The organism is Pseudomonas sp. GW822-FHT06B12, from assembly GCF_058799675.1.
In genome coordinates, this window is record NZ_JBXALR010000011.1 from 129,360 (window position 1) to 155,202 (window position 25,843).

Here is a 25,843-nt window from a genome sequence, read left to right on the forward strand (position 1 = left end):
TCAGCGCCGTAAAGACAGCTGATGCTGAGCCACCAGATCAGCCATGCTGTTGATGCAGTAATCCGCCGCGCATGGCGATGGGTGTTTTGCCTGGCCGCGACAGATCAGGCACACATCGGTGGCCGCCTGTCGACCGGCCGAAGGTCGGGTCACTTGCAGTATCGCACCGGTTTCAAGGTTATTGGCCTGTAGCCAGTCCTGATCGAGCAAAGGGTCGCTGGCCAGTGAAATGAAGTCGTCGGGCATGACCCCCAAACGCTCACAGAGCAGCCCTCGATCTTCGGCATCCCGATCGCCATGCACCAGCAAACGATAGAACTTGCGCAGGTACAACATCGCGCCGGGCGCGTCCTCGAACAGCGACCAGTTGGCGACCGAACGGGCAAAGCTCATGCCCTCCTCCCAACTGGCTTTCAACCCCCAGCGCTCAGCCAACTGGCGATGGGCGAAACACAGCAACCCACTAAAGCCCAGCTCACCGAAACGCGGGTAGAGCGCACGCACGACCTCGCTGTATTCGGCCAGTATCCGGTCCTTGTCCGGGTTACCGCCAAGGCTTTCGAGCAGGGGTTGCAGTGCCGTCCAGACCCCCGAATCCCGATCGACCAGGACTTCATCGCAATCGATGAGCAGCGCTCGATAATCAGTCAGCCCCATGGTGTGCAAAGCCTCCGATGATGCATTCCATCAATCCATGCTCCATAAACGCTCACGAGAGATACCTTGCGGTACCGCCCGGAGTACGCATGAGCTCAGTTCAAGACTCGTGCCAGTGCTGCTTGAAGAATCTGCAGCGCTTCGTCGACCTGTTCTTCTGTTGTCACCAGCGGCGCGAGGAAGCGCAGCACGTTGCGGTACACGCCGCATTTGATCACCAGCAGGCCACCCGTTCGGGCTTCGTCGATCAGCCGTTGATTCAGATCCGCATCGGGAGTGCGGGCCTCGTCATCCTTGATCAGTTCGATCGCCAGCATGAAACCGCTGCCGCGCACGTCACCGATTTGCCGGTGACGGGCCTGCAAGCGTAGCAGCCCCTGACGCAAACGCTCGCCCAAGGCGTCGCCACGGGCCAGCAGTTGTTCTTGCTCATAGGCCTCGATCACCGCCAACGCTGCCGCGCACGACAGGGCGTTACCGCCGTAAGTGCCGCCCAGGCCTCCGGGCAATGGCGCGTCCATGATCCGGGCCTTGCCGACCACGCCGGACAACGGCAAACCACCGGCGAGACTCTTGGCGACGGTCACCAGGTCTGGCTGGATGTCGGCGTGCTGGAAACCGAACCACTTGCCGGTACGGCCAAAACCGGTCTGGATTTCATCGAGAATCAGCACGATGCCGTGCTTTTCAGTGAGAGCACGCAGCGCCTGGAGGAACTCCACGGGTGCCGAGAGGAAACCACCGTCGCCCTGGACCGGTTCAATGATGATGGCCGCGACCCGTTCAGGTGCGACCTGGGTGGCCAACAACTCGTCCAGTGCCTTGAGGGCCATCTCACTGCTGACGCCCCGATAGGCATTCGGATACGGTGTATGAAACACCTCGGGCGCGAACGGCCCGAAGTTCTGCTTGTACGGTTGACTCATGCCGGTCAGCGTGGTGCCGAGCAACGTGCGACCGTGAAACCCGCCACGAAACGCGATCACTGCCGAGCGGTTGGTGTGGGCTCGGGCGATCTTGACGGCGTTTTCGACCGCTTCAGCACCGGAGGTAAAGAACGCCGCTTTATACGCTTCGTTGCCACCGATCATTTCGCACAAACGCTGGGCCAGATCGAGATAAGGCTTATAGGCCACCACCTGGAAACAGGCGTGGGAGACTTTTTGCAGTTGGGTCTGCACCGCAGCGACTACTTTCGGATGGTTGTGGCCAATGTTCAGCACGCCAATGCCGCCGACAAAATCCAGGTAGCGCTTGCCATCCACGTCCCACAACTCGGCACCTTGGGCGCGATCGATCACCAGCGGGTGAGCGGTAACCAGGCCACGTGGCACGAATTGATCGCGCTGACGGAGCAAATGAGGGGTTTCGTCGACTTTGCTATTCATGGCATTTCCCATCGTGAGTCCGGCAACCGGGAAGTGGTTGCGATGCTGTTCAGGTTAAGGCTTGTGCGAAACGAACTACGCCGAACTTGCCCTCTGAGAAATTCGGATCGACTGTTTTCACCCTGCCAAACGGCAGATTCCTTCAGCCCGCCGAATCTGCCGGGCCGTGGTCGATAGAACGTGGCACAACGCGTTTAACCCGGCCCTTTCAACAGATCCTGCGCTGTCATTGCTCCATGATGGACAGCACCTCCTCCCTCAGGAAATGCCCATGGCCCTGCTTTATAAAGCTGACCCCGTGCGCGGCGAACAGTGGAAAGCGCTGTTCGCCGAACACGCCCCGGATATCGAATGGCGCGCCTGGCCAGACATCGGCGACCCCAGGGATATTCAGTACCTGGCCGCCTGGCAGGCACCTGACGATCTCGATATTCTGCTGCCCAATCTGCGCGTGTTGTTTGCGGTGTCCGCCGGGGTCGATCAACTGGACTTGAGCCGCTTGCCGACGAGCTTGCCGGTGGTACGCCTGCTGGACCCTGGCATCACCCGTGGCATGTGTGAATACGCCAGTTTCGCGGTGCTCAGCCTGCATCGGGACATGCTGCGCTATCGCCAGCAACAAATGGCCCGCTGCTGGCAGGCACACTTGCTGCAACCGGCGGCCAAGCGTCGGGTTGGCATCATGGGCCTCGGTACCCAGGGCCGGCAGATTCTGGCGACCTTGCAGCCCTTGGGTTTTGCGCTGTCAGGCTGGGCGCGAAGTGCCCATCAGATCCCGGGCGTCGATTGCTATGCCGGTACCGAGCAGTTGCCAGCGTTCCTGAGCCAGTGCGACATTCTGTTGTGCGTGCTGCCGCTGACCGAACAGACCCAAGGCATTCTCGACCGCAAACTATTCCGGCAACTACCTCATGGCGCGGCGCTGATCAACATGGGGCGTGGCGGGCATCTGGTGGAAAGTGATTTGCTTGAGTCACTGGACAGCGGGCAACTGAGCGGTGCCGTACTCGACGTGCTACAGGAAGAACCGGCGCCGGCCGACCATCCGTTTTGGGATCATCCGCAGATTCTGCTGACCCCGCACATTGCGGCGATGACACAGCCGGAAAGTGCGTTCGGGGTGTTGTTGGAGAATATTCGCCGGCATCAGCGGGGGGAGTTGATGGTGGGCCAGATCGATCGCAATAAGGGTTACTGAATAAAACACAAAACAAATGTGGGAGCGAGCTTGCTCGCGATGGCGATCTGTCAGTCAACATCAATGTTGAATGTCAGCCCCTCATCGCGAGCAAGCTCGCTCCCACAGTTGTTCAGTGGTGTGGGTCAAAGCCTGTCGGCAATCGCCTTTCCGACATCCTGAGTCGAACCCTTCCCGCCCAGATCCGGGGTGATCGGCCCGTCGGCAATCACCCGCTCGATCGCCTGCAGAATCCCGTCATGCGCCGCGCGATAACGCTCATCACCGTTACCGAGAAAATCGAGCATCAACGCCCCGGACCAGATCATCGCAATCGGGTTGGCGATGTTCTGCCCATAGATATCCGGTGCCGAGCCATGCACCGGCTCGAACAGCGACGGAAAGCGCCGCTCGGGATCGAGGTTGGCCGACGGCGCAATACCGATAGTCCCGGCACACGCTGGCCCGAGGTCGGAGAGGATGTCGCCGAACAGGTTCGACGCCACCACCACATCAAAGCGATCCGGTTGCAGCACGAAACGCGCGCACAGAATGTCGATGTGCTGTTTGTCCCAAGTGATGTCCGGGTACTGCGCAGCCATCAATGCGGTGCGCTCATCCCAGTACGGCATGCTGATGGAAATGCCGTTGGACTTGGTCGCCGCCGTCAGGCGTTTGCGCGGCCGGGTCTGGGCCAGCTCGAAGGCGAACTTGAGAATCCGGTCCACGCCACGCCGGGTGAACACCGACTCTTGCAACACGAATTCATGCTCGGTGCCTTCGAACATCTTGCCGCCGACCGAGGAATACTCGCCCTCGGTGTTCTCGCGGATCACCACAAAATCGATGTCCCCCGGTTTGCGCCCGGCCAATGGGCACGGCACACCGGGAAACAACCGCACCGGGCGGATGTTCACGTACTGGTCGAAGTCCCGACGGAACTTGAGCAACGAACCCCAGAGGGATATGTGATCCGGCACTTTGTCTGGCCAGCCCACGGCGCCGAAGTAAATCGCGTCAAAACCCTTGAGCTGTTCGAACCAGTCGTCGGGCATCATCTGCCCGTGTTCCAGGTAGTAATCGCAATGGGCCCAGTCGAGCACCTCGATGCTCAAATCCAGCTGCCATTTCTTCGCGGCCTGCTCAAGGACTCGCAGCCCTTCGGGCAGGACTTCCTTGCCGATACCATCGCCGGCAATCGCGGCGATTCTGAATGTCTTGCTCATCAATCGTGCCTCCCCGTATCTGTGAATTACAGCCCACCGATATGGAAGGCTTTGACTTCAAGGTACTCATCCAGGCCGTACTTGCTGCCTTCACGACCAAGACCCGACTGCTTGATGCCGCCGAACGGCGCGACTTCCATGGAAATGATCCCGGTGTTGAGGCCGACCATGCCGAACTCCAGCGCTTCGCCGAAACGCCACGAGCGGCGCAGGTCCTGAGTGAAATAGTAGGCGCCCAAGCCATAAGGCGTGGCATTGGCCAGCGCGAGTGCTTCGGCCTCCTCGGTAAAGCGCATCAACGGCGCCACTGGGCCGAAGGTTTCTTCGTTAGCCAGCAACATGCCGGCGTGGGCATCACCGAGGACCGTTGGCTGGACAAATTGACTGTCGCCCTCGGGAACACCACCGCAGAGCAACCGCGCGCCCTGGCTCAGGGCATCGTCGATATGTCGGGCGACTTTGCTCACCGCCGCCGGATTGATCAGCGGGCCGATAGTGACGTCGGCATCCAGGCCGTTGCCAACTTTGAGCTTGCCCACCTCCTCCACCAGCCGCTGGGCGAAGCGTTCGTAGATGCCGTCCTGCACCAGGATGCGGTTAGCGCAGACACAAGTCTGCCCGGCGTTGCGAAACTTGCTGAGCATGATGCCCGCCACCGCCTGCTCCAGGTCGGCGTCGTCGAACACAATGAACGGCGCATTGCCGCCCAGTTCCAGGCTCAAGCGCTTGATGTGTTCGGCGCTCTGGCGCATCAGCAACCGGCCGACTGCCGTCGAGCCGGTGAAGGAAATCTTGCGTACGCTCGGGTTACCGGTCAGCTCTTCGCCGATCCCCGCCGGCATCCCGGTCAGCACATTGAACACCCCGGCCGGAATGCCGACCCGCTCGGCCAACACCGCCAGGGCCAGAGCCGACAACGGCGTCAGGTCCGAAGGTTTGACGATGATCGGACAGCCGGCCGCCAAGGCTGGCGCGCACTTGCGGGTGATCATCGCGTTGGGGAAGTTCCACGGGGTGATGGCGGCGCAGACTCCGACCGGTTGCTTGAGGGTCAGCAGTCGTCGATCGCCGCTGGGGGCCGGCATGGTTTCGCCGTAAACCCGCCGAGCTTCCTCGGCGAACCATTTGACGAAACCGGCGCCGTAGCGAATTTCACCTTTGGCTTCGTTCAGCGGTTTGCCCTGCTCGCAGGTCATGATCAACGCGAGATCGTCGAGGTTGTCGATCATCGCCCGATACCAGCATTCCAGCAGCACCGCGCGCTCGGCCGCCGGACGTGCGCGCCACGCCGGCCAGGCTTTTTCGGCCGCTTCAATGGCACGGCGGGTTTCCGTGCCTTGCATCGCCGGTACGCGGGCGAGCAACTGGCCGTTGGCCGGGTCGATGACGTCGAGCGTCGCGGCGTTGTCGGCGCCGATCCACTGCCCATCGATATAGGCGAGTTCTGTCAAAAGGCTTGGGTCTTTCAAACGATTCTTGAGCATGGTCGAGGTCCTGATCCGAGACACTTGCCAGTCTAGGGAGGTGCCACGGATGAGGATGCTGAAAGCGCCTTGAGGGCAGTGTCGGATGCTGAAATTTTCGGTGGGACGGCAGGCTCTACCGAGGCGATTCATGGACTTTCAGACAAACACAAAACCCTGTGGGAGCGAGCCTGCTCGCGATAGCGGTGTGTCAGCTAACATCAATATCGACTGGACGGACGCCATCGCGAGCAAGCTCGCTCCCACATTTGATCTCTGTTTGCCCTACAACCTATCAACACCACAGTTCTACAATTTCAAGGAACCGAGCAGGCCTTCAAGAAACCGCTCACCGGCCTCCATCTGGCTGATCTCGATAAACTCGTCCGGCTTGTGCGCCTGTTCGATCGAGCCCGGCCCGCAGACCACCACCGGCACATCCAGGCGCTGCTTGAACAACCCGCCTTCGGTGCCGAACGAGACTTTGGCGGTACCGGTATCCGGCGCAGCGAAGTTCTTCAGAAAGCGCACGGCTTCAACGCTCGGATGCGTTTCCAGCCCCGGATAAACGTTGAGGGTTTCGATCTCGATGTCCGCCACGCTGGACAGCTTTTTGGCCTCGCGCACGATCACCTCGGCACGCTCTTGCATCTGCTCCAGGAATTGATCCAGATCGTCTGCCGGCAGGTTGCGCACCTCGAAATCCAGGGTGCACAGGTTCGGCACGATGTTCAGCGCCTTGCCGCCAACGATCTGCCCGACATGCACGGTGCTGTAAGGCACGTCGTAGTCCGCATCCCGAGCGCCCTGCTCTTGCAATTGCTGCTGGCTTTGACGCAGTGCCGCAATGAAATCGCAGGCCACGTGAATCGCATTGACCGAGCGCGGTGCCAGTGACGAGTGAGCCTCCAGACCCCGGCAGTAGGTGCGGTAAGAGCCCTTGCCCTTGTGCCCGAGCACAAACTGCATGTTGGTCGGTTCGCCAATCAGGCACAGGAATGGCCGTACCGGCGCCAGGTGCAACACGTCCAGTAAGCGCCGTACGCCGACGCAACCGGTCTCTTCATCATGGGACAGCGCCAGTTGCAGCGGTCGACTCAACGAATGATCAGCGGCGTCGAGCATGGCGTCGATCGCCAGGGCGATAAAGCCTTTCATATCGCAGCTGCCGCGACCATAAATCCGCCCCTCCTGCAGCGTCGCCTGAAACGCCGGAACGGTCCAGGCCTGGCCCGCTGCCGGGACCACGTCGGTGTGCCCGGACAGCAGAATCCCCGGTAACTCTTTGGGGCCGGTGCTGGCGAACAGGTTGGCCTTCTTGCCGGTTTCATCCTTGACTATCAGCGACTCGATGCCCTTGCTCAGCAGCAAGTCACGTACGTACTCGATCAAGGCCATATTCGACTCCGAAGACACGGTATCGAAGGTCATCAAGCGTTTGAGAATTTCCAGTACACGGGGTTTCATGAGGCCTTGCTCCGTTGCTCGGACAAAGTGGCGAACCGGCGGATGGAGAACGGCTCAATCGAAGTGCTGGTGCTGCCGGTGCTGATCAGCTCGGCCATCACGTCGCCGACGCCCGGGCCGAGCTGGAAACCGTGACCGCAGAAGCCGAACGCGTAGAACAACCCGTCGACCGTACCGCTGGGGCCCATCACCGGCAGGGAGTCAGGCAAGTACCCTTCGATGCCGCTCCAGACGCGGATGATGTTCAGATTGCCGACACCCGGCAGCAGGCGACGCATCTGCTGAATCTGGTTGAGGATGCTGCGCGGCTCGACCTGAGCCCGACGGGTCAGCATGTCCGGCTTGCTGCGGTAGCCGCCACCGATGACGATGTTGCCACGCGGGATCTGCCGGAAGTAAATCACTTCTTCCGGTATTTTGGTGTACACGCCGATCACCGTCGGCAAGGCGTACGGCACCGGCTCGGTCACGGCCATTTGTGGGCCGTGAGTGTCCAGCGGCACCGGCTCGCCGAACTGCGCCGAGAGTTTCTGGCCCCAGGCACCGGCGGTAATCAGCAAACGTTCGGCGCTGAACTGGCGACCATCGGTGGTGGTGATGTTGAACTCACCGCCAACCTTTTGCACTTGCGCGACTTCGGTCTGCTCTTCGATCCGCGCCCCCAGGCGCCGCGCTGCCCGGGCAAACGCCGGGGCTGCCAAACGCGGGTTGGCGTGCCCGTCGTGTGGCGCGTAGGAGCCGCCCTTCACGTCCGGCCCGAGGAACGGAAAACGCCGGTGCAGCTCAGCGCCACGAAAGATTTGCAAGTCCAGTTGCGCCGCCTCGGGGGCGGCAGCGTAGGCCTCAAGTTCAGCGATTTCGTCTTCGCGATAACACACCCGCATGTGGCCGCTGGCGATGAATTCGAGGTCGTCGTCGATCAGTTCCGGCAGGCGCTTCCACAACGCCCAGGAACGGTTGGCCAACTCCAACTGGCCGAGGAACCGACCCTGACGCCGGACGTTGCCGAAGTTCACGCCGCTGGCGTACTGACCGATCTGGTCGCGCTCCAGCAGGACCACCGACTGCCCGCGCTGGCGCAGGAAAAACGCCGCCGCCGAGCCCATCAGGCCGCCGCCGACAATCACCACATCGGCTTTCTGTAGCGTCATGGCGACACCTCCTCGGTGAGCATCGAAAGCGGTTTGACCGGTGCCTGGCCGCGCTGGCGGCCGACCTGTTGCACACTGACGCCCGCCGCCGCGGCAATCACCTCGGCTCCGGCCTGGGAGCAATAACGGCCCTGGCACCGGCCCATGCCGACCCGGCTGAAGGCCTTGGCCCGATTGACTTCGCAGGCGCCCTTTTCGCTGACGGTGCGACGCAATTCGCCGGCGCTGATCATCTCGCAGCGGCAGACAATGGCTGCGTCCGGCAAGGCTTTGGCTTGTGCCGACGGCCAGGGAAACGCCTGGGCCAGGCCGAGGCGAAACCGGTCCATCAGCGCCAGGGCGTGGCGTTGTTTGTCGCGCAACCCGGCATCCACCGGCTGGTGCAAATCCTCCAGCAACGCCATGGCGACCAAGCGCCCGGCGTGTTCGGCGGCATCCGCCCCGCGAATTTTCGAGCCATCACCGGCGGCATATACACCGTTTACCGAAGTCCGACCTTCTTCATCGGTGGCCAGCAACCATTGGCTGGACGCCTCATCGAAACGCAAACGGCAACCGGCCAGATCCGCCAGTTGGGTTTCCGGGCGCAAGTGATACCCCAAGGCCACGGCATCGCACTCCACGGTCAAGGTCGCCCCTGCCGCCGTACGCACCCGCACACCGCTGACACCGCTGACCGCATCGCCCAGCACTTGCAGCGGAGAAATGCCCAGATGCACCGGAATCTTCGCCCGGTACAACTGCGCCAACAGTTTCATCCCGGTGAACAGCACTCCGGGGCGCGCCAGCAGTTTCGGCAAGGCGCCGATGCGCTTGCTCAGCGGCGAAGTATCGAGCACCGCCGCCACGTTGGCACCGGCCTTGAGGTATTGACTGGCGACCAGATACAGCAACGGCCCGCTGCCCATGAACACCACGCTGTGGCCGATGGACACCGCCTGGGACTTGAGCGCAATCTGCGCGCCGCCGAGGCTGTAGGTGCCCGCCAGTTGCCAGCCTTCGATCGGCATCAAGCGGTCGGTGGCACCGGTGCAAAGGATCAGTGCGTCGTACTCCACGGTCGAGTGTTTGCCCTGACTGACGCAGCACAGTTGCCCCGGCGTGAGGTTCCACACCAGCGTATCCGGGCGGTAGTCGATCAACCCGCGCAAACGGTCGAAGCTTTGGTGCAGGTCCCGGGCCTTGGCGGCCTCGGTGCCATACAGCGTGGCGTAATCGCGGGTAAAGCCTTCCGGTTGGCGACGGTAGATCTGCCCGCCATCCCGGCGATTTTCATCGATCAGGATCGGCTTGCAACCCGCCGCCAGCAAGGTTTCGGCGCAGCGAACACCCGCCGGCCCGGCGCCGACGATCACCACTCGATGAGTGCTCAGCCGTGCAGTGGCCATATCGCCTCCGGTTGTGTAGTGACGATATCCAGCCCTTCACGGACTTCGTTGGAACAAGCGCGCAGACGTTCGCCGCTGCGGGTCCAGACCCAGCAATCCTGACAGGTGCCCATCAGGCAGAAACCGGCACGCCGGCCCGAATCGAACTCCGACTGACGCAGCGCCGAACCCTGGGTCAGCAACGCAACCATCAGCGTGTCGCCCTGCAACGCCTCGATGGGTGCGCCGTCCACCCTCAATTTGACGGTCGGCCGGCCCTGCTCGGCCAGCCTCACAAAACGCCCTTTCATGCATAGGCTCCCTGGATCATGCTGTTCAAATCCTGCTGGGTTTTCAGCAACTCGGCACTGTCGTGATGACAGAGGATTTCACTGCCGCCGACAATCGTCCGGCGGTTCGGCGCAGTGTGATTGCACAGACCGTCGATCCGCACCGGGCAACGATTGAGGAACATGCACAACTCCGGCACGTTGGCCTTCGCACCGATCGGCGGCAGCGTCCCGCAGGTGGTGCCGCAGTTCTCCAGCCAGCCCTGGCGCAGTTCCGGCACCGAATGAATCAACAGGTCGGTGTAAGGGTGGAACGGCGCCTGGGCAAACGACTGCCGACTGCCCTCCTGAACCTTGTAACCGCTGTACATCACCACGATGTCGTCACACAGCGCGCGCACGGTGGAGATGTCGTGGCTGATGAACAGATACGACACTCCCAGCTCCTGACGCAGGTCGCGCAGCAGTTCAAGAATCGCCGCGCCGACCACCGTATCCAGCGCCGAGGTCACCTCGTCGCACAGAATCAGGTCCGGCTTGGCGGCCAGCGCCCGGGCCAAGTTGACCCGTTGCTTTTGCCCGCCAGAGAGCTCATTCGGCCGACGCTCGGCCATGCTCCGTGGCAAGCGCACCAGGTCCAGCAGTTCACCGATACGCTCGCGCAAGGCGGCGCCCTTGAGGCCGAAATACATCTTCAGCGGTCGGCTCAAAATGGTGCTGACGCTGTGCATCGGATTGAGCGCGGTGTCGGCGTTCTGGAAGACCATTTGAATCCGGCGGAATTGTTCGTCGGTACGCTCGGAAAGGCTGCCGCCCAATGGCTGACCATCGAAGGTCAGGCCACCCAACGCCGGTGTCAGCAATCCGGCCACCACCCGCGCCAGGGTCGATTTACCGGAACCCGACTCGCCAATCACACCGATGGCCTGGCCCCTGCGCACCGTCAGGTCGATGTCTTCCAGCACGCGGATCGACGGCATGCCTTGGGTGTTTTTGTTGCCATAGCCGGCGGTCAGACCTTTGATGGTCAACAACGGTTGGTCTTCGGCGATACCGCTGGGCGGGCGGATCGTCGTATCCGGCCGCGCCGCCGCCAGCAGGCTGCGGGTGTATTCATGGGCCGGGCCTTTGAGCAAGGGCGCGGTGGCGCTCTGTTCGAAGATCTGGCCACCATTGAGCACCACAATCTGATCGGCCATCTGTGCCACCACGGCCAGGTCGTGGGACACGTAGACCGCCGTCGCCCCACGTTCACGTACCACCCGTTTGAAAGCGCGCAGCACGTCGATTTGAGTGGTCACGTCGAGGGCGGTGGTCGGTTCGTCGAGCACCACCAGCAGCGGATCGCTGATCAGCGCCATCGCCGCCATCACCCGTTGCAGTTGCCCGCCAGACACTTGGTGCGGATAGCGCTGGCCGATGTGTTCAGGGTCCGGCAGGGCCAGGTCGCGGAACAGCTCGATGGCTTTGGCTTCGAGCACGGTCCGGTTGCCCAGACCATGAATCAACGCGCCCTCCACCACTTGGTCAATGAGCTTTTTCGCCGGGTTGAACGCCGCCGCAGCGCTTTGCGCGATATACGACACACGGTTACCGCGCAGGCCTTGCAGTTCGCGTTCGCTCAACGCCAGCATGTCGTGTTCGCCGACTTGCACCACGCCGCCGGCCAACCGGCAACCGCGCCGGGCGTAACCGAGCAGCGCCAGGGCGATGGTGGTCTTGCCGGAGCCCGACTCACCGATCAGCGCCAGCACTTCGCCTTTTTCCAGGGAGAAGCTCACACCCTTGACGATCTCTACTTCACCGCGCTCGCCACAGGCGACTACGCGCAGGTCCTGGACTCGAATCAATTCACTCATCTCAATGCCCCCCCGTACGTCGACTACGCCGGGACGACAGCCTGTCGATAAACAGATTCACACCAATGGTCAGGGTGCCGATGGCCAGGGCCGGAATCACGATGGCCGGCGCGCCCTGATTGAGACCACCAATGTTTTCGCGCACCAGAGATCCCAGATCGGCATCCGGCGGTTGCACGCCCAGACCGAGGAAACTCATGCCGCTCAGCAACAACACAATGAAACCGAAGCGCAGCCCCAGGTCGGTCAGCACCGGGTTGAGCATGTTTGGCAGGATTTCCACACACGCGATATACAACCGGCGCTCGCCACGGGTTCGGGCCACTTGTACATACTCCAGCGCTTCGATATTCACCGCCATGCTGCGGGCAATGCGGAACGCGCCGGGGGTGAAACTCAGCACCGCCGTGCAGATCAGCAACGTGACCGAAGAGCCGAAGGCCGAGACCATGATCAGCGCCAGCATCTTGCTCGGGATCGAAATGAAAGCGTCCATCAGGCGACTGATTATTTCATCCAGCCATTTCGGCGAGACCACCGACAGCAGTGCGCAACTGGTGCCCAGACCGCTGGCCAGCACCGCCGCGACCAACGCCAGGCCGACCGTGAAACGTGCGCCGACGAGGATCCGGCTGAGCATGTCGCGGCCCAGGTAATCGGTGCCGAAGGGGTACGCAGCACTCAGGCTGTCGAAGACATTGTCGGAGACCACTTCGCCGACCGGGTGCGGCGCCAGCCACGGGCCGAAGACCGCCACCAGCAACCAGATAAAACACATCGCAGCCCCGACCAGACCCAGCCAGGACGGCCCATGAGACACCTTGCCAACCGACAGGTCGGGGGTCACAGGCGTCGATTTCACAATGAGCTTGTTCATTGGTTTCTCAGCCTTGGATTGGAAAGAATCGCGCACAGGTCGGCAATCAGCACCAACCCCAGGTACGCCGTGCAAAACAGCATGGTGCAGGCCTGGACCAGCGCCATGTCACGGTTGGTCACCGCATCGACCATCAGGCTGGCGATGCCGGGGTAGTTGAAGATCGTCTCGACGATCACCACCCCGCCCAGCAGATAGGACAGACTCAAGGCGATGGCATTGGCAATCGGCCCGATGGCATTGGGCAAGGCATGGCGCAGGACGATCCGCACCGGGCTCACGCCTTTGAGCCGGGCCATTTCCACATAAGGGCTATCGAGTTGATCGATTACCGCGGCCCGGGTCATGCGCGCCATTTGCGCGACGATCACGCAACAGAGCGTCATCACCGGCAAGGCGTAAGTGCGCAGAAATTGCAGCGGTGAGGTGATGTCACTGGCATAGGACAACGCCGACAGCCAGCCCAGGTTCACCGCAAAAATCAGTACCGCCAGCGTCGCTACCAAAAACTCCGGTACGGCAACCATCGCCAGGGTGACAAAGCTGAGGAAGCTGTCGATGCGCCCGCCCCGGCCCATGGCCGAACCGATCCCCAGAATCAAGGCCACCGGCACTGACACCAGCGCCGTGGCGGCCGCCAGCATCAAGGTATTGGGAACCCGCCCGGCCATCAAGTCTGTAACCGGCATGGCGTTGGAGACGGACTGCCCCATATCGCCGCTCAGCAGGCTCATCAACCAATGCAGGTAACGCAACACACCGGGCTGATCCAGCCCCAGTTTCAGGCGCAAGGCCGCCACCTGTTCCGGCGTGGCGAACTGCCCCAGAGCCTGTTGCGCCGCGTCCCCCGGCAGTACCGCCGTGATGGCGAAGACCACCATGGACACGATCAACAAGGTCACGATCGCGGCGCCCAGACGCCGGCCGATCAACCACAGTGTGTTGCTATTCATCGCCCTGTTCTCCTGCAATGTCGCGGCGGCACAAACATCATCGGCCCATCAAGCATCCAGCCAGACCTGCTCGGCGAACATGTAGCCCATGAAGCCGCCCAACGGGTTGCTGCCATAGCCTTTGACGCGCTGGTCGACCGCATCGATGTTGCTGATGAACACCGGGATGCCGATACCGCAGTGGTCATGCGCCAGGGTCTGCATGTCCGCGTACATCTTGCTGCGCTTGGCGTCGTCGGTTTCACCCCGGGCGAGCATCAGCAACTGGTCGAACTGGTCGTTCTTCCAGCCGGACTCGTTCCACGGCGCGCTCGACTGGAAGAACTGCGAAAACATCACGTCGGCATTCGGCCGCGGGTTGATGTTGCCGAAGCTCAACGGGTGTTTCATCCAGTGGTTGGACCAGTAGCCATCGCTGGGCAGACGGTTGACGTCGAGCTTGAGTCCGGCCTGTTTCGCCGATTGCTGCAGCAGCACGGCGATGTCCACCGAACCGGTGGCGGCAGGTGACGCCACCAACGGCATGTTGATGCTGTCCATGCCGGCCTTCTTCAGCAGGAACCTGGCTTTCTCCGGGTCGTAGACGGTCTGCGGCAAGTCCGCGTTGTAGTAGCGCGAACCGGGGGCAATCGGATGATCGTTACCGACCACTGCATAACCACGGAACACCGCGGATTTGATCTGCTCGCGGTCCATCAGGTGCTTCATGGCCTGGGTGAATTCCGCGCTTTTTCCGGGCATCTGATCCTGACGGATGATCAAGTCAGTGTAGTTGCCCGACGGTGCATCCACGACGCGGTGGCCGGCGCTGGCCTTGATTCGTGCGGTGGATCGCGGGTTGACCTCGTTGATCATGTGCACGTCGCCCGAGAGCAGCGCGTTGATCCGCGACGGCTCGTCGGCAATGGCGATGAACTCGATCTCGTCCAGATAAGGCAGGCCCGGTTTCCAGTAGCCGGTATTGCGCGCAGCAATCGAACGCACACCCGGTTTGAACTCCTTGACCTTGAATGGCCCGGTACCGATGCCCTGATTGAAGTCGGTGGTGCCTTCGGGAACGATCAGCAGGTGCGACACCGCGAGAATCGACGGCAGTTCGGCGTTCGGCGCGCTCAGGCGGATCTGCACTTCATTGGGGCCAGTGGCCTTGATCTCAGCGAACTGTTCCATCAGCGGCATGACCTTGGAACCGGTCAGTGGATCCTTGTGCCGCGACAGCGAGAACACCACGTCGGCAGCGCTCAGGGTTTTGCCGTTGTGGAAGGTCACATCCTTGCGCAAGGTGATGGTCCACAGCGTGGCATCGGTGTTGTCGATACGCTCGGCCAGCTCCAGTTGCGGCACCAGATGGCTGTCGAAACGGGTCAGGCCGTTGTAGAACATATAGTGGCGTGCATAGTCGGTGGACAGCGCACCTTTGGCCGGGTCCAGGGTATCGGCGGTGGAACTGGACATGCCGGCGACACGAATCCGCCCGCCCGGCTTGCCTTTGCCGGGGCTCGCGGCTTCGTCGGCAAACAGTTTGCCGGCGGCGCCGAACAGACTACCGGCGCCCGCTGCAGCCACTCCGGCGACACCGAGCAGTTGCAACGCGTTGCGGCGTGACATGCCGCGATTGAGGCCTTCGAACACTCTCAGGCTTTCCTGGCCGGAGATCAGTTTGGAGTCGATCTTGTTATCAGTCATATCAGTTGTACCTGTCGATAATGAGAAGGCTCATGCTCGCGGTTGTCCGGAGCGTTTTGAAACGCAAACGACGGTGACGCCACAACTTCAACTCAATGCAAATAGTCCTGGAACCGGTAATAGGCGCCCACCAGCGGCAGGAACCACGGTTTGCCGAAATGCCCGGGAATCGCCGGCCAATCAAGTTCGCGCCAGGGGTTGGCCTCGACCTTGCCGGCCATCACCTCCGCCATCACCTGCCCCATGTGCACCGACATCTGCACCCCATGGCCGCTGTAGCCCATGGAGTGATAAACCCCGCCGTGCTGGCCGGCACGGGGCAGCCGGTCGGAAGTCATGTCCACCAGTCCGCCCCAGCAGTAATCGATCTTCACGTTGGCCAACGCCGGGAACATCTGCACCATCGCCGCCCGCAGCACCTTGCCGCTCTTCGCGTCGGAGACGCTGTCGGACATGGCAAACCGCGCACGGCCGCCAAACAGCAGGCGGTTGTCCGGGGTCAGGCGAAAGTAGTTACCGATCATGCGGCTGGTGACATAGGCTCGCCGACCGGGCAGCAACTGGTCGATCAGGCTCTGCGGAAGGACTTCGGTGGCGATCACGAAACTGCCCACCGGTACGATCCGCCGCCGATACCAGCCCAACCCGCCGTGCTGACAGGCGCCGGTCGCCAGCAGCACTTGCCCGGCGTGCAGCGAACCCTTGGCGGTGTTGACCTGATAGCCGCCGGCCTGGGCTTTCCAGTCCGTCACCGGCGTGTCTTGATAGATCAACGCACCGTGCCGTGCGGCCGCTTCGGCCAGACCGACGCCGAAGCGCCCGACATGCATCTGCACGCCGTTGCGCTGCAGCAATCCTCCGTGAAACTGGGCCGAGTCGACTTCAGCGCGGATCTGTTCGGCGGTCAGCAACTCGACATCGGCATCGACCTCCCGGCGAATCAATTCGCAAGTCCGCGCCAAGCCCTCGTAGTGCATCGGCTTGGCGGCCAGCTTGAGCTTGCCGTTACGCTTGAGGTCGCAGGCGATTTGCTCCTGCTCCACCAGCGAAACCACGCTGTGCACGGCACTCTCGTAAGCCTTGTAATAGGCCCGCGCCTTGTCGGCGCCGAGACTGGCGCTCAGGCCGGCGTAATCCTGAGCCACGCCGGTATTGCACTGACCGCCGTTGCGACCCGAGGCTTCGCCGATCACCCTGCCGGCTTCCAGCACCACCACACTGGCGCCCTTCAAGGCCAACGCCCGAGCCGCCGCCAGGCCGGTGAAACCACCCCCGACGATGGCCACGTCGACCTGCCCGGGCAACGCGCCGGACTGAGCACCGGTGAACGCCGGTGCAGTGTCGAGCCAGTAGGATTCACTGCCCATATCTAACCCGCCTTATGCCAAAAAGAGTGCCGTTGCCGTTACGACTCAGAGACCGACCAGTGCCGCCAGCCCACCGATGTCGGTGATCTGCCGGTACTCGTAGAACGCGTTGGCCGGGACTTCGTGACCACGGGCGACGAAGGCCTTGTTCTTGATCTTCATGTCGTGGGCCGGCATCAGGTCGTAACGGAAGCTCGACGACACATGCAAGATGTCTTCCGGGCCACAGTTGAGGTTGTCGAGCATGTACTCGAACGCGGCCAGGCGCGGTTTGTAGGCTTGTGCCTGTTCGGCGGTAAAAACCTTGTGAAAGGGTGCGCCGAGCTTATCGACGTTGGACATGATCTGGCTGTTGCTGGCGTTGGAGAAAATCACCAGCGGGATCTTGTCGGCGATTTTCGACAGGCCGGCCGGTACGTCCGGGTGCGGGCCCCAGGTCGGCACGGCGTCGTAATACAGCTGGCCTTCGCCACGGTATTCAATACCCCAACGCTTGCAGGTCCGCGCCAGGGCGGTCTTGAGGATTTCGTCATATGGCATCCAGTCACCCATGACCTGGTCCAGGCGATAGGCCGAGAAGTCCTTGACGAACTGCTCCATCTGCTCGGGCACCACGCGATCGGCGAACAGTTCGCGAGTCATCGTACCCATGTGGAAATTGGTCAGCGTACCGTAACAGTCGAACGTAATGAATTTGGGGCGAAGAAAGCTCATTGAGTGCGGTCCTGAAGTTCGTTGAGGTCATGGCGTGACAAGCATTCGCTCCGTTCCGGGAGCCGTGATGCAACGCTGCAGCACACCGTCATTACACCACCGTGAAATCAGCAGATGGCGTTAAAAGCGACCTCTGCTCGATACAAACCACCGTTTTAGCGCCCGCCCTCAGCAGACTTTGCGGGGCGCTCCAGCCTTGGGCAAACCCCGTATTCATGCGCCCATATGGGCCTTTATAACGCCGCAAGGCTCAAGCGCACACCGATTCACCGCAGAACCTGCGCCGGGCTGAACGAAAACGGGCGCTTCCCTGAGGAAGCGCCCGTTTGGGTGCGAATTAAAGCGTGTTGAAGATCCGTAGGTTGTCGAGAACCTGTGGGAGCGAGCCTGCTCGCGATAGCGGTCTGACAGGCTACATTGATGTTGAGTGGACTGGCCTCATCGCGAGCAGGCTCGCTCCCACAGGGGTTCGCGCGTTACTGCACGATATCGATCAGCACACTCTTGAAGCGCAAATTGGCTTCGAACGCTTCGCGCCCCAGGTCCTTGCCAATACCGGAACGTTTGTAGCCACCGGTCGGCAGGATGTAGTCGTTACTGCGTCCGTAACGATTGACCCACACAGTCCCCGCTTCCAGGCGCCGAACCAGGCGCAAGGCGCGATTGATGTCGGCCGTATGCACACCCGCCGCCAGGCCGTAAGTCGCATGCGCCGCCAGGCTCAGCGCCTGCTCTTCATCATCGAACGCCTGCACCGTCAGCACCGGGCCGAAGATTTCTTCGCAGACCGCCGGGTTCTGGTTGTCCAGACCAGTCAGCAAGGTCGGCTGGTAATAGGCGCCCCCCAGACCTTCAAATAGCCCACCGCCGGTGAGCACTTCGGCACCGGCCTGACGCGAGCGCTGGATGATGCCATCGATGCGGCTGGCCTGCTGCCGGGAAATGATCGGCGACAGCGTGCTCTCGGACGACCAGGTCGGGCCGGGGCGCAGCTCCTCGAAATACGCCTGCAAGTGCGCGATAAACGGTTCCATGATCGAACGCTGAATCAACAGCCGAGACCCGGACACGCACACCTGCCCGGCATTACCGGTAATGGCCAAGGCCACCGTGCGAGCGGTTTTGGCGATATCCGGTACATCGGCGAAGACCAATTGCGGACTCTTGCCGCCGAGCTCCAGGGTGACCGGTTTCGGACCGACCAGCGCGCAGGTGGACATGATGCTCGAACCGGTCGCAGTGGAACCGGTAAAGGTCACCTTGCCCACCCGTGGATGACGGCACAAGGCATCGCCCGTGACCCGGCCATCGCCCTGAATCACGTTGAAAATCCCCGACGGCATCCCCGCCTGCAACGCCAGCTCGGCAAAACGCAGACTGGAAAACGGCGTCAGCTCTGAAGGCTTGAGCACCACGGCATTGCCTGCGGCCAGCGCCGGCGCGACTTTCCAGGAGGCCATGCTCAGGGGGAAATTCCACGGCGCGATGGCGGCGATCACGCCGTAAGGTTCGGCGATTTGCATGCCCAGTCGATCGGTCTGGGTGGCGGCAACCTGGCCGCCGTGCTTGTCCGCCAGTTCGGCAAAGAAACGAATGCCCTCGGCGACGTAGGGAATATCCCAGGCGATCACATCTTTATGCGGACGGGTCGAGCCCACCGCTTCCAGCGGCGCCAGGACGGCCGCGTCAGCTTCAATCAGATCGGCCCAGCGGCGCATGACCCGCGCCCGCTCCCGGGGTGGGCGACTGGCCCAATCGCTGCGATTGAAAGCCTGCCAGGCATCGTTGACCGCTTCATCCACCAAGTCAGCATCGGCAATCGGCAACTGGGCGTAGACCTGGCCATCCGACGGCCGCACCACCTCAAGCCCCGGTTGAGCATCGCGGTATTGACCGGCAATGAAATGAGCGCTGCGCACAGCGATAAGGCGAGGATCGAAGCTATCCATGGAGCACTCCAAAAAAGGGACGGAGAGTCGTGAACTCAGGCTTCCATCGTAGAAAAAAAGCCCAAGCATTTGCTGCCGACCTTGCCGGGCAATTTAGTAGTAAGTGTGGTCTTGCGGCCTCGAGCGTGCGGAATCTGCCGAATCTTCCAACCCCTCTTGTCAGGCCTTCGCGCAGATGGGATACAGGCACCATCGCGCCGCACAGCCGGTTGATCGCGCACACTCAACGGAGACTCGCCATGTCCGCCCCGCACCCTTCTGCTTATGTCTATCGCCCGATGACGACCGCCGACCTGCCCTCGGCCCATGCCTTGTCCGTGCAATTGAAGTGGCCCCATCGCCTGGACGACTGGGCCATGGTGTTGCGCATCAGCGACGGCTTTGTAGCGCTCGATGGCGAGCGTCTGATCGGTACGGCGTTCGCCTGCCCCCAGGGCGGTTTCGCCACCATTGGCCTGGTGATCGTCAGCGACGACTATCAAGGCAAGGGCATCGGTCGCAAGCTGATGGAACAGGCGCTTGACGCTTGCCAGTCACGCACCCCGGTACTCAACGCGACCCTCGCCGGTGCACCGCTTTACGCGAGTCAGGGCTTTGTCGAGTTCGGTCGGATTCAGCAACACCAGGGCCCGGCGCAAGCCCCTGCACCTGTGCCGCTGGCCGACGGTGAAACCTGTCGCCCGCTACGTGACACCGATAAGGCCCGCGTGCTGGAACTGGCCAATGCGGGCACCGGGCTGGACCGGCAAACGGTGCTCAACGACCTGTTTGATGTGGTCGAGCATTCGGTTGTCATCGAGCGCGATGGCCAGGTGTGCGCCTTCGCCTTGCTGCGCCCCTATGGCCGTGGTCGCGGTATCGGCCCGGTGGTCGCCGAGAACATCGAACAGGCCAAACACCTGATCGCGGTATTGCTGGCCCAAGTACCGGATGCCTTCGTGCGCATCGACATTCCGGCGGACAGTGGTTTGAGCGATTGGCTGGCGTCGGTCGGCCTCAAGCAGGTCGACACCGTGGCGCAAATGGCCCGGGGCACACCGCCGCAAGCGGTCAACGGCGTGCGACAGTTTGCGCTCGTCACCCAAGCCATCGGCTGACCGCTGCGCTCGATCAGGCAAGCGCTATCCAACACCCTCTATACCCCATTTCCATGGAGCGTCACCCGTATGTCCCAGCCTACCATTCTGTTGCTGGCTCGCGCCGACGGCAGCTGTGTTGCCAGCTCTTTCAAAGCAGCATCCTTGAGTGCTGCCGATCCATTTATGGACGCCCGTCAGGTTGCTCATACCGGCGCAGATGGCGTGTCTGCCGGTATCGTCGATGCAAGCGAAGTGTTTGATTGTGATGATTTCCCGCACACCGAAGTGATCGTGGTCCACATCGGCCACGTCACGCTGAAAACCCGAGAGCAGACGCTGGAACTGGATGTCGGCGCCAGCGCGGTGATCGGTCGCGGGACGGCACTGCGAGTTGAGGCGCAACCCGGCACACGCTGGGCATTCTGTGCCGTCAACACCGTGAAGCCGACTCCCGGCCTGACCCTGCTCGACCCACTGGCGATGCTCTCGCCATCGGCCGCACCGGAGCCACAAATATTGATCGGGCCTACCCCGCAGTGCCGGTCACGCAATGCCTTCGAAGACAGCACCACCGACCTGCGCGTCGGTGTCTGGGATTCGACACCCTACGAACGCCATGGTCGAGCGCACAAACTCAATGAGCTGATGCACCCGATTGAAGGCAGCGTCACCCTGCTGGCTCCCGATGGAACGAGTCTGACGGTCAACACCGGTGACAGCGTATTCGTGCCTCAGGGGGCGCCGTGTGCCTGGAAAAGTACGCGGTATGTACGCAAGGTGTATGCGGTTAAATAGACCCGACCGATGAAAAAATACGCACAAACGAAAACCCCTCTCAATGCAGACTGTGCGAAAAATCGTTCATTGTGGATTCAACCGGTCGATGCAACAGATTGGCTAAATCGTTCAGAGGTGGATACTCAGAAACTCAACCGCGTACCAAGTAGGCTCCTAACGGAACCCGATATCGCAGCTTCTTGCAGCTGCCGGGTGCGGGCTGATGCCCCGGCGGGCGATCAGGAAACCAAATTCGGCATTTACCCGGAGGCGGCAAATGGCCGCGGGGAATCTCAACCTCGTCGTACGCGGGCTCTGGCTCGACGGAAGCCATTTGCAATCTTCCTTCGGACCGAGGTCTGCCAGCCGTCGGTGAATCCGATACCCAATCTGCCTTTGCGTGAGCGAAGTTGCCAGCGTCGCGCCCAGTATCCAGAGTGGATTGTTCAGCAACGGCCATTTCTGCTTCGCGGCGCCTTGGGGTCTCCTCTTCCAGCCCCTTCTGTACTGTGACCAGATCCTCTTTGGCGTTGGCCGGGGTACTCGAAGACTGGGCCTGCTGCGCCGCCTGGATCAATTGGAAGTTGCGGTTGCGTAACGCGACGTTGCGACCAACCCCCATGTTCGAGCGCACCGCCAACGTTTCAGCCTGCTGGTACTGACCCTGCTGAAGACGCAATACACCGAGGTAATGCAGTGTCGCGGGATTGTTCGGCTGGATATGCAGGGCACGCTCCAGCGTGGCAGCGGCTTGGTCCAACTGGCCATTTCCATACTGCCGCGAGGCCGTTTCGATCAGGGTGGTTGATGCGCTGTTACTTTGCGAGGGCGAGCTTCGCTCGGCAGCAACCGAACAAAGCGACGCGACGGCGCAGAACACCAGGATGAGACCCGGCATAAAACTCTTGGTTGGCATCAGGGGGCGGACTCGACTGATCTCGGACGGCACTGCCGTAAAACAGGCCACAGCGCTGCTCGGCATCTCCGGTACAGGCTGCCAATGGACCTGACTAGTACCCTGAAGTTCCCGCTGCATCGGCCACCGCGACCAGTATCATTTTTTACCACCCCATCCTCCAAGCGTGAAGTCAGAGTGGGTGGCGACCACGCACAGTGCTTGCGGATAAGACACGGGATTTGGCCCTCTTCAACTTGGCAACATTCAGTGAGTCCCTTCCCGCACCGACCGTCTGACCTCAGCCTGTATGGCATAAGCCGGCGCCTCCACAGCATTGAAATCTTGTGTATACCGCTGGGCAAATCCTTCCACCCCCCATTCCTGATACTGCTGCACATGCTTTAGTTCGTGAGCCCAGAGCGCGATGTCCTGTTCTGCGGTTTGAGCGTCCCGGAAGAGGATGATGTCGATCAGCGTCACGGCACCGACATCGGGGTTTTGCAGCATGGCAGTGGCGGTACTGAATTGGCCGTTGTCGCTAACTTTGTAGCGCGCGGCATCGAGGACGCTGGGGGCGTACCAGCGCAGCAGTTGCTCCCGGATGTGCGGTGGAATGGGCTGGATGTCGGCGTTGGCTGCTTCATCGCGGGCTTGGGTTAGCCACAGCGCCAGGGCAGGTGCCGCGATCTGGTAGATGCCATCAGGCATCTGCCCCAGATCTGGCAGGCAGATACAGCCGTCCAGGCACACTTGTTTCTCGCCAGCTGGGCAGTCGTTGGTCTGGGCTGGCACTTCAAGAGTCAGGCAAAGAACAAACAGCGCCACCAGGCACGTGGTGATAGGCCGCATTGGGCCCTCCAGGGACGGAAGCAGCACGAACAGTGGATCACAATTGATCGACGCCCCGCATAACTTTAGCGTATCCCTATCGGTCTCTTCTCGATGACTGCTTTGGGTTGTGGATTCAACCGGTGGACGCAACGACCCAAAGCGCTCCCCCGTGTCTTGGTTAGATATTGTAGTTACTGGGGCGAAGGATTTAGCAGACAGCCGATCCCAGACTGTCATACAGGCGGAAAGTCTTCATACGATTTTGGGAAGTACCCCCAAATTCTCAGAACGTCAGCGCGCACGTCAAACTCGAATCCAATTTGTGCGACGACCTTCGATATTTCGTCTGTATGTGTCCTTGGATCGAACGTCCACGCGGGCGGGTCATGGGGTCAACCGATAGGTGGATTGCACCAAACCCGAAGGAAAGCAGCGGCTGGATACCAGTTTCAATTCAATGTCCTGCTGAAGGGCCCCGAATAATGGCCTTCCCGACCCGATCAGCACAGGAACAGTGGTAATCACCATATCGGCGACTAACCCATCGCGCAGGAATGATTGCACCAACTGCCCGCCATCGACATAGACCCGACGCACGCCTTGCCTCGCCATTTCCTCCATCACGGCCCCGGGTTTGAGGTTGGAAAAACGCAGCTTGCCCTTCAGCGCCTCGGGCACCGACGAATCGGCCAGCTGTTCTGACAGCACCACTACAGGCCGGTCGTAGAACCATGTGTCGAAGGTCAGCGCCTTTTCATAGCTTCCCCGCCCCATCACAATCACATCCTTATCGGCGATGAAGGTTGAGTAGCCATGATCCTCGGTCTGATCATCGCGCTGCAACAGCCAGTCGATGTCACCATCAGGTCGGGCGATGAAGCCATCCAGACTGGTGGCGATGAAAACATGTGCAGTGGCCATCAGGATCTCCTTTGGCCGATTTTTGAAAAACCGGCGCTTTGTACAATACTTGGGGTTTGCCTGTTGATTTGCCAACGTTCAGCCCGACTGACTGTGCGGCTGGAATGAAGGTATCAGACCTGATTCTGGAGACGCAAAATGGTCAGCAAAAACACGATTTGCCTCTGGTACGACGGCTCTGCGCAGGATGCTGCAGAGTTCTACGCCCAGACATTCCCCGACAGCGCGGTAGTCGCCGTCCATCACGCGCCAGGCGACTATCCGGCGGGCAAGCAAGGCGATGTAATAACGGTCGAGTTCACGGTGATGGGCATCCCTTGCCTCGGGTTGAACGGGGGGTCGGGGATCAAGCAGGCGGCAATCGAAGCGGCACTCGCAGGTTAGCCGGTCGACATTCCGGCCGATGGATTTCAGACGAGACGCAGCAGGCACCGATTCACCGGCGGTTGCCTGTGCGGCAACGTGCGACTTATGGCAGCGGGCCTACCCTACCGGGTCGGCCTTCGGCCGTTTTCTGCCTGTCATGCATGACCAGTTTGGGTTGTGGATTCAACCGGTTGAATCCACAACCAACAGCAGTCATTCAAAACGTTCGCCATGAGCGGCTCCCGGCCAGCCGGCCTGATGCAAGGCTTTGAGCAGCGTCTCGGAGTCCAGGCCCGGCACGGCATGGCCGTTGCCTTCGGCGGTGTCGGCGGCCAGCAAAGCATTGATGATGGCTTCTTCCACCGCTTCGGTGGCGGCCAGGAACAACTCGCTGATGTGGTCGTTGTTGACCATGCTCAGGTTGTCGGTAGTCGGCGTACGCTTACTCTCGTAAGCGGCCGGCGGCACATGCTGATTACCGGTGGCGAAGGCGATGAAGATGTCACCGCTGTGGTCTTCATTGCCGCCGCCGGTGCGGGCGAGGCCGAGGCTGGCACGTTGCGCCAGGCGCGTGCATTGATGCGGCAGCAACGGCGCGTCGGTGGCCAGGCAAACGACTATCGAGCCCATGCCTGGGTGCGGCAGCGACGCCTTGAGGAACGGCGAGTCGGCCTGTTCCATGTAGCGTCCGACGGGGTAGCCGTCGACGCGCAGTTCGTTGCGGATGCCGTGGTTGGCCTGGACGATGGCCCCAACGGTCCAGCCGCCCTGAGCACTGCTCAGACGCCGTGATGCGGTGCCGATGCCGCCCTTGAATTCATGACAGATCATGCCGCTACCGCCCCCGACGGAACCTTCCGTTACCGGTCCGCTCTTGGCCGAACGCAGGGCCTCGGCCACATGTTCAATCTTCACATGGAAGCCATTGATGTCGTTGAGCAGGCCGTCGAAGGTCTCCAGCACCACCGGCATGTTCCAGTAGAGGCGCCCGTCATCCGGCTGCTGTTCACGGTCCAGCACAACCAGCGCATCGCGTACCACGCCCAGGCTGTGGGTGTTGGTGAAGGCGATGGGACTGGTCAAAAGACCCGCCTCGCGAATCCATTCCAGACCGGTGGCGTCGCCGTTGCCGTTCAACACATGGACGCCGGCAAAGCACGGTTGCTGGCTGGTGGAACCGGCACGCGGTTCGATCAGGGTGACGCCGGTCAGGATGTCGCGGCCGTTGGCGGTGCGTCCTCGCACATTACTGTGGCCGACCCGTACACCGGGCACATCGGTGATGGCATTGAAGGGGCCGGGTTGCAGTTGGCCGAACTGAATGTTCAGGTCGCGAGCACGTGGTTTCATCGTCTCTTTCATCATCTCTCTCATGTTTGA

Annotated in this window: 23 protein-coding genes and 2 pseudogenes; 5 read left to right on the forward strand and 20 right to left on the reverse strand. The window is 61.4% G+C overall.

From position 1 onward, the window contains the following. On the reverse strand, nucleotides 1-657 hold the full coding sequence (locus AC1RKH_RS22585; RefSeq protein WP_493064120.1) for an HAD family hydrolase: 657 nt from the start codon (nucleotides 655-657) through the stop codon (nucleotides 1-3). Between the two features lie 95 nt (nucleotides 658-752). Then, nucleotides 753-2,045 (reverse strand): 4-aminobutyrate--2-oxoglutarate transaminase, encoded by a 1,293-nt coding sequence (gene gabT / locus AC1RKH_RS22590; protein ID WP_493064119.1) that lies wholly within the window; start codon nucleotides 2,043-2,045, stop codon nucleotides 753-755. 271 nt (nucleotides 2,046-2,316) lie between these two features. Here gabT and AC1RKH_RS22595 point away from each other — a divergent pair, with 271 nt between their 5' ends. After that, nucleotides 2,317-3,243, forward strand: a complete 927-nt coding sequence (locus tag AC1RKH_RS22595) for a 2-hydroxyacid dehydrogenase (RefSeq protein ID WP_493064118.1) — start codon at nucleotides 2,317-2,319, stop codon at nucleotides 3,241-3,243. Between the two features lie 125 nt (nucleotides 3,244-3,368). Here AC1RKH_RS22595 and AC1RKH_RS22600 read toward each other — a convergent pair whose 3' ends face one another. From AC1RKH_RS22600 to AC1RKH_RS22660, 13 genes are all read right to left on the reverse strand, one after another. Further along, on the reverse strand, nucleotides 3,369-4,448 hold the full coding sequence (locus AC1RKH_RS22600; RefSeq protein ID WP_493064117.1) for a tartrate dehydrogenase: 1,080 nt from the start codon (nucleotides 4,446-4,448) through the stop codon (nucleotides 3,369-3,371). Between the two features lie 26 nt (nucleotides 4,449-4,474). Next, the gene (locus AC1RKH_RS22605; protein WP_493064116.1) at nucleotides 4,475-5,932 is read right to left on the reverse strand and encodes an NAD-dependent succinate-semialdehyde dehydrogenase; all 1,458 of its coding nucleotides are present in this window, start codon (nucleotides 5,930-5,932) and stop codon (nucleotides 4,475-4,477) included. 288 nt (nucleotides 5,933-6,220) lie between these two features. Then, nucleotides 6,221-7,378 (reverse strand): acetylornithine deacetylase, encoded by a 1,158-nt coding sequence (gene argE / locus AC1RKH_RS22610; RefSeq protein ID WP_493064115.1) that lies wholly within the window; start codon nucleotides 7,376-7,378, stop codon nucleotides 6,221-6,223. Beyond that, complete coding sequence (locus AC1RKH_RS22615; RefSeq protein WP_493064114.1) at nucleotides 7,375-8,529, reverse strand: NAD(P)/FAD-dependent oxidoreductase; 1,155 nt, start codon at nucleotides 8,527-8,529, stop codon at nucleotides 7,375-7,377. Before AC1RKH_RS22615 ends, argE begins: the two co-directional genes overlap by 4 nt. Continuing rightward, nucleotides 8,526-9,917 (reverse strand): FAD/NAD(P)-dependent oxidoreductase, encoded by a 1,392-nt coding sequence (locus AC1RKH_RS22620; RefSeq protein WP_493064113.1) that lies wholly within the window; start codon nucleotides 9,915-9,917, stop codon nucleotides 8,526-8,528. Before AC1RKH_RS22620 ends, AC1RKH_RS22615 begins: the two co-directional genes overlap by 4 nt. Beyond that, a complete protein-coding gene (locus AC1RKH_RS22625; protein ID WP_493064112.1) occupies nucleotides 9,899-10,207 on the reverse strand; it encodes a (2Fe-2S)-binding protein in 309 nt (102 codons plus the stop codon). The genes AC1RKH_RS22620 and AC1RKH_RS22625 overlap by 19 nt, the downstream gene beginning before the upstream one ends. After that, nucleotides 10,204-12,045, reverse strand: a complete 1,842-nt coding sequence (locus AC1RKH_RS22630) for an ABC transporter ATP-binding protein (protein ID WP_493064111.1) — start codon at nucleotides 12,043-12,045, stop codon at nucleotides 10,204-10,206. The genes AC1RKH_RS22625 and AC1RKH_RS22630 overlap by 4 nt, the downstream gene beginning before the upstream one ends. A 1-nt stretch (nucleotide 12,046) precedes the next feature. Further along, nucleotides 12,047-12,922, reverse strand: a complete 876-nt coding sequence (locus AC1RKH_RS22635) for an ABC transporter permease (protein WP_493064110.1) — start codon at nucleotides 12,920-12,922, stop codon at nucleotides 12,047-12,049. Beyond that, nucleotides 12,919-13,875 carry an ABC transporter permease gene (locus AC1RKH_RS22640; RefSeq protein WP_493064109.1) on the reverse strand — a complete coding sequence of 319 codons (957 nt, stop codon included), beginning with the start codon at nucleotides 13,873-13,875 and terminating at the stop codon, nucleotides 12,919-12,921. The genes AC1RKH_RS22635 and AC1RKH_RS22640 overlap by 4 nt, the downstream gene beginning before the upstream one ends. Before the next feature lie 48 nt (nucleotides 13,876-13,923). Continuing rightward, nucleotides 13,924-15,561, reverse strand: coding sequence for an ABC transporter substrate-binding protein (locus tag AC1RKH_RS22645; protein WP_493064108.1), 1,638 nt, complete (start codon nucleotides 15,559-15,561; stop codon nucleotides 13,924-13,926). 92 nt (nucleotides 15,562-15,653) lie between these two features. Beyond that, nucleotides 15,654-16,928, reverse strand: a complete 1,275-nt coding sequence (locus AC1RKH_RS22650) for an NAD(P)/FAD-dependent oxidoreductase (protein ID WP_493064107.1) — start codon at nucleotides 16,926-16,928, stop codon at nucleotides 15,654-15,656. Nucleotides 16,929-16,973: 45 nt separating this feature from the next. Then, nucleotides 16,974-17,642, reverse strand: coding sequence for a haloacid dehalogenase type II (locus tag AC1RKH_RS22655; RefSeq protein WP_123426032.1), 669 nt, complete (start codon nucleotides 17,640-17,642; stop codon nucleotides 16,974-16,976). 476 nt (nucleotides 17,643-18,118) lie between these two features. Further along, nucleotides 18,119-19,591: an aldehyde dehydrogenase family protein gene (locus tag AC1RKH_RS22660; protein ID WP_493064106.1), complete on the reverse strand. Its 1,473-nt coding sequence runs from the start codon at nucleotides 19,589-19,591 to the stop codon at nucleotides 18,119-18,121. A gap of 239 nt (nucleotides 19,592-19,830) precedes the next feature. Here AC1RKH_RS22660 and AC1RKH_RS22665 point away from each other — a divergent pair, with 239 nt between their 5' ends. Both AC1RKH_RS22665 and AC1RKH_RS22670 read left to right on the forward strand, forming a co-directional pair. Then, entirely contained in the window at nucleotides 19,831-20,688 is an 858-nt protein-coding gene (locus AC1RKH_RS22665; RefSeq protein ID WP_493064105.1) for a GNAT family N-acetyltransferase, read from the forward strand. Between the two features lie 69 nt (nucleotides 20,689-20,757). Further along, nucleotides 20,758-21,465 (forward strand): cupin domain-containing protein, encoded by a 708-nt coding sequence (locus AC1RKH_RS22670; protein ID WP_493064104.1) that lies wholly within the window; start codon nucleotides 20,758-20,760, stop codon nucleotides 21,463-21,465. Nucleotides 21,466-21,598: 133 nt separating this feature from the next. Here the strand turns inward: AC1RKH_RS22670 and AC1RKH_RS22675 are convergent, their stop codons facing one another. From AC1RKH_RS22675 to AC1RKH_RS22690, 4 genes are all read right to left on the reverse strand, one after another. Continuing rightward, on the reverse strand, nucleotides 21,599-22,363 hold the full coding sequence (locus tag AC1RKH_RS22675) for a tetratricopeptide repeat protein (protein WP_493064103.1): 765 nt from the start codon (nucleotides 22,361-22,363) through the stop codon (nucleotides 21,599-21,601). A 246-nt stretch (nucleotides 22,364-22,609) separates the two neighbouring features. Next, nucleotides 22,610-23,194, reverse strand: coding sequence for an eCIS core domain-containing protein (locus tag AC1RKH_RS22680; protein ID WP_493064102.1), 585 nt, complete (start codon nucleotides 23,192-23,194; stop codon nucleotides 22,610-22,612). Nucleotides 23,195-23,409: 215 nt separating this feature from the next. Continuing rightward, a complete protein-coding gene (locus AC1RKH_RS22685) occupies nucleotides 23,410-23,517 on the reverse strand; it encodes a hypothetical protein (RefSeq protein ID WP_493064181.1) in 108 nt (35 codons plus the stop codon). Nucleotides 23,518-23,560: 43 nt separating this feature from the next. Next, complete coding sequence (locus AC1RKH_RS22690; RefSeq protein WP_123426025.1) at nucleotides 23,561-24,097, reverse strand: dihydrofolate reductase family protein; 537 nt, start codon at nucleotides 24,095-24,097, stop codon at nucleotides 23,561-23,563. Nucleotides 24,098-24,235: 138 nt separating this feature from the next. Here AC1RKH_RS22690 and AC1RKH_RS22695 point away from each other — a divergent pair. After that, nucleotides 24,236-24,448, forward strand: a pseudogene (locus AC1RKH_RS22695) (VOC family protein); the annotation flags it as partial. A 42-nt stretch (nucleotides 24,449-24,490) separates the two neighbouring features. Continuing rightward, nucleotides 24,491-24,622, forward strand: a pseudogene (locus tag AC1RKH_RS22700) (hypothetical protein); the annotation flags it as partial. Nucleotides 24,623-24,676: 54 nt separating this feature from the next. Here AC1RKH_RS22700 and AC1RKH_RS22705 read toward each other — a convergent pair. Beyond that, complete coding sequence (locus AC1RKH_RS22705; protein WP_493064180.1) at nucleotides 24,677-25,813, reverse strand: DmpA family aminopeptidase; 1,137 nt, start codon at nucleotides 25,811-25,813, stop codon at nucleotides 24,677-24,679. Between the last annotated feature and the right edge of the window lie 30 nt (nucleotides 25,814-25,843).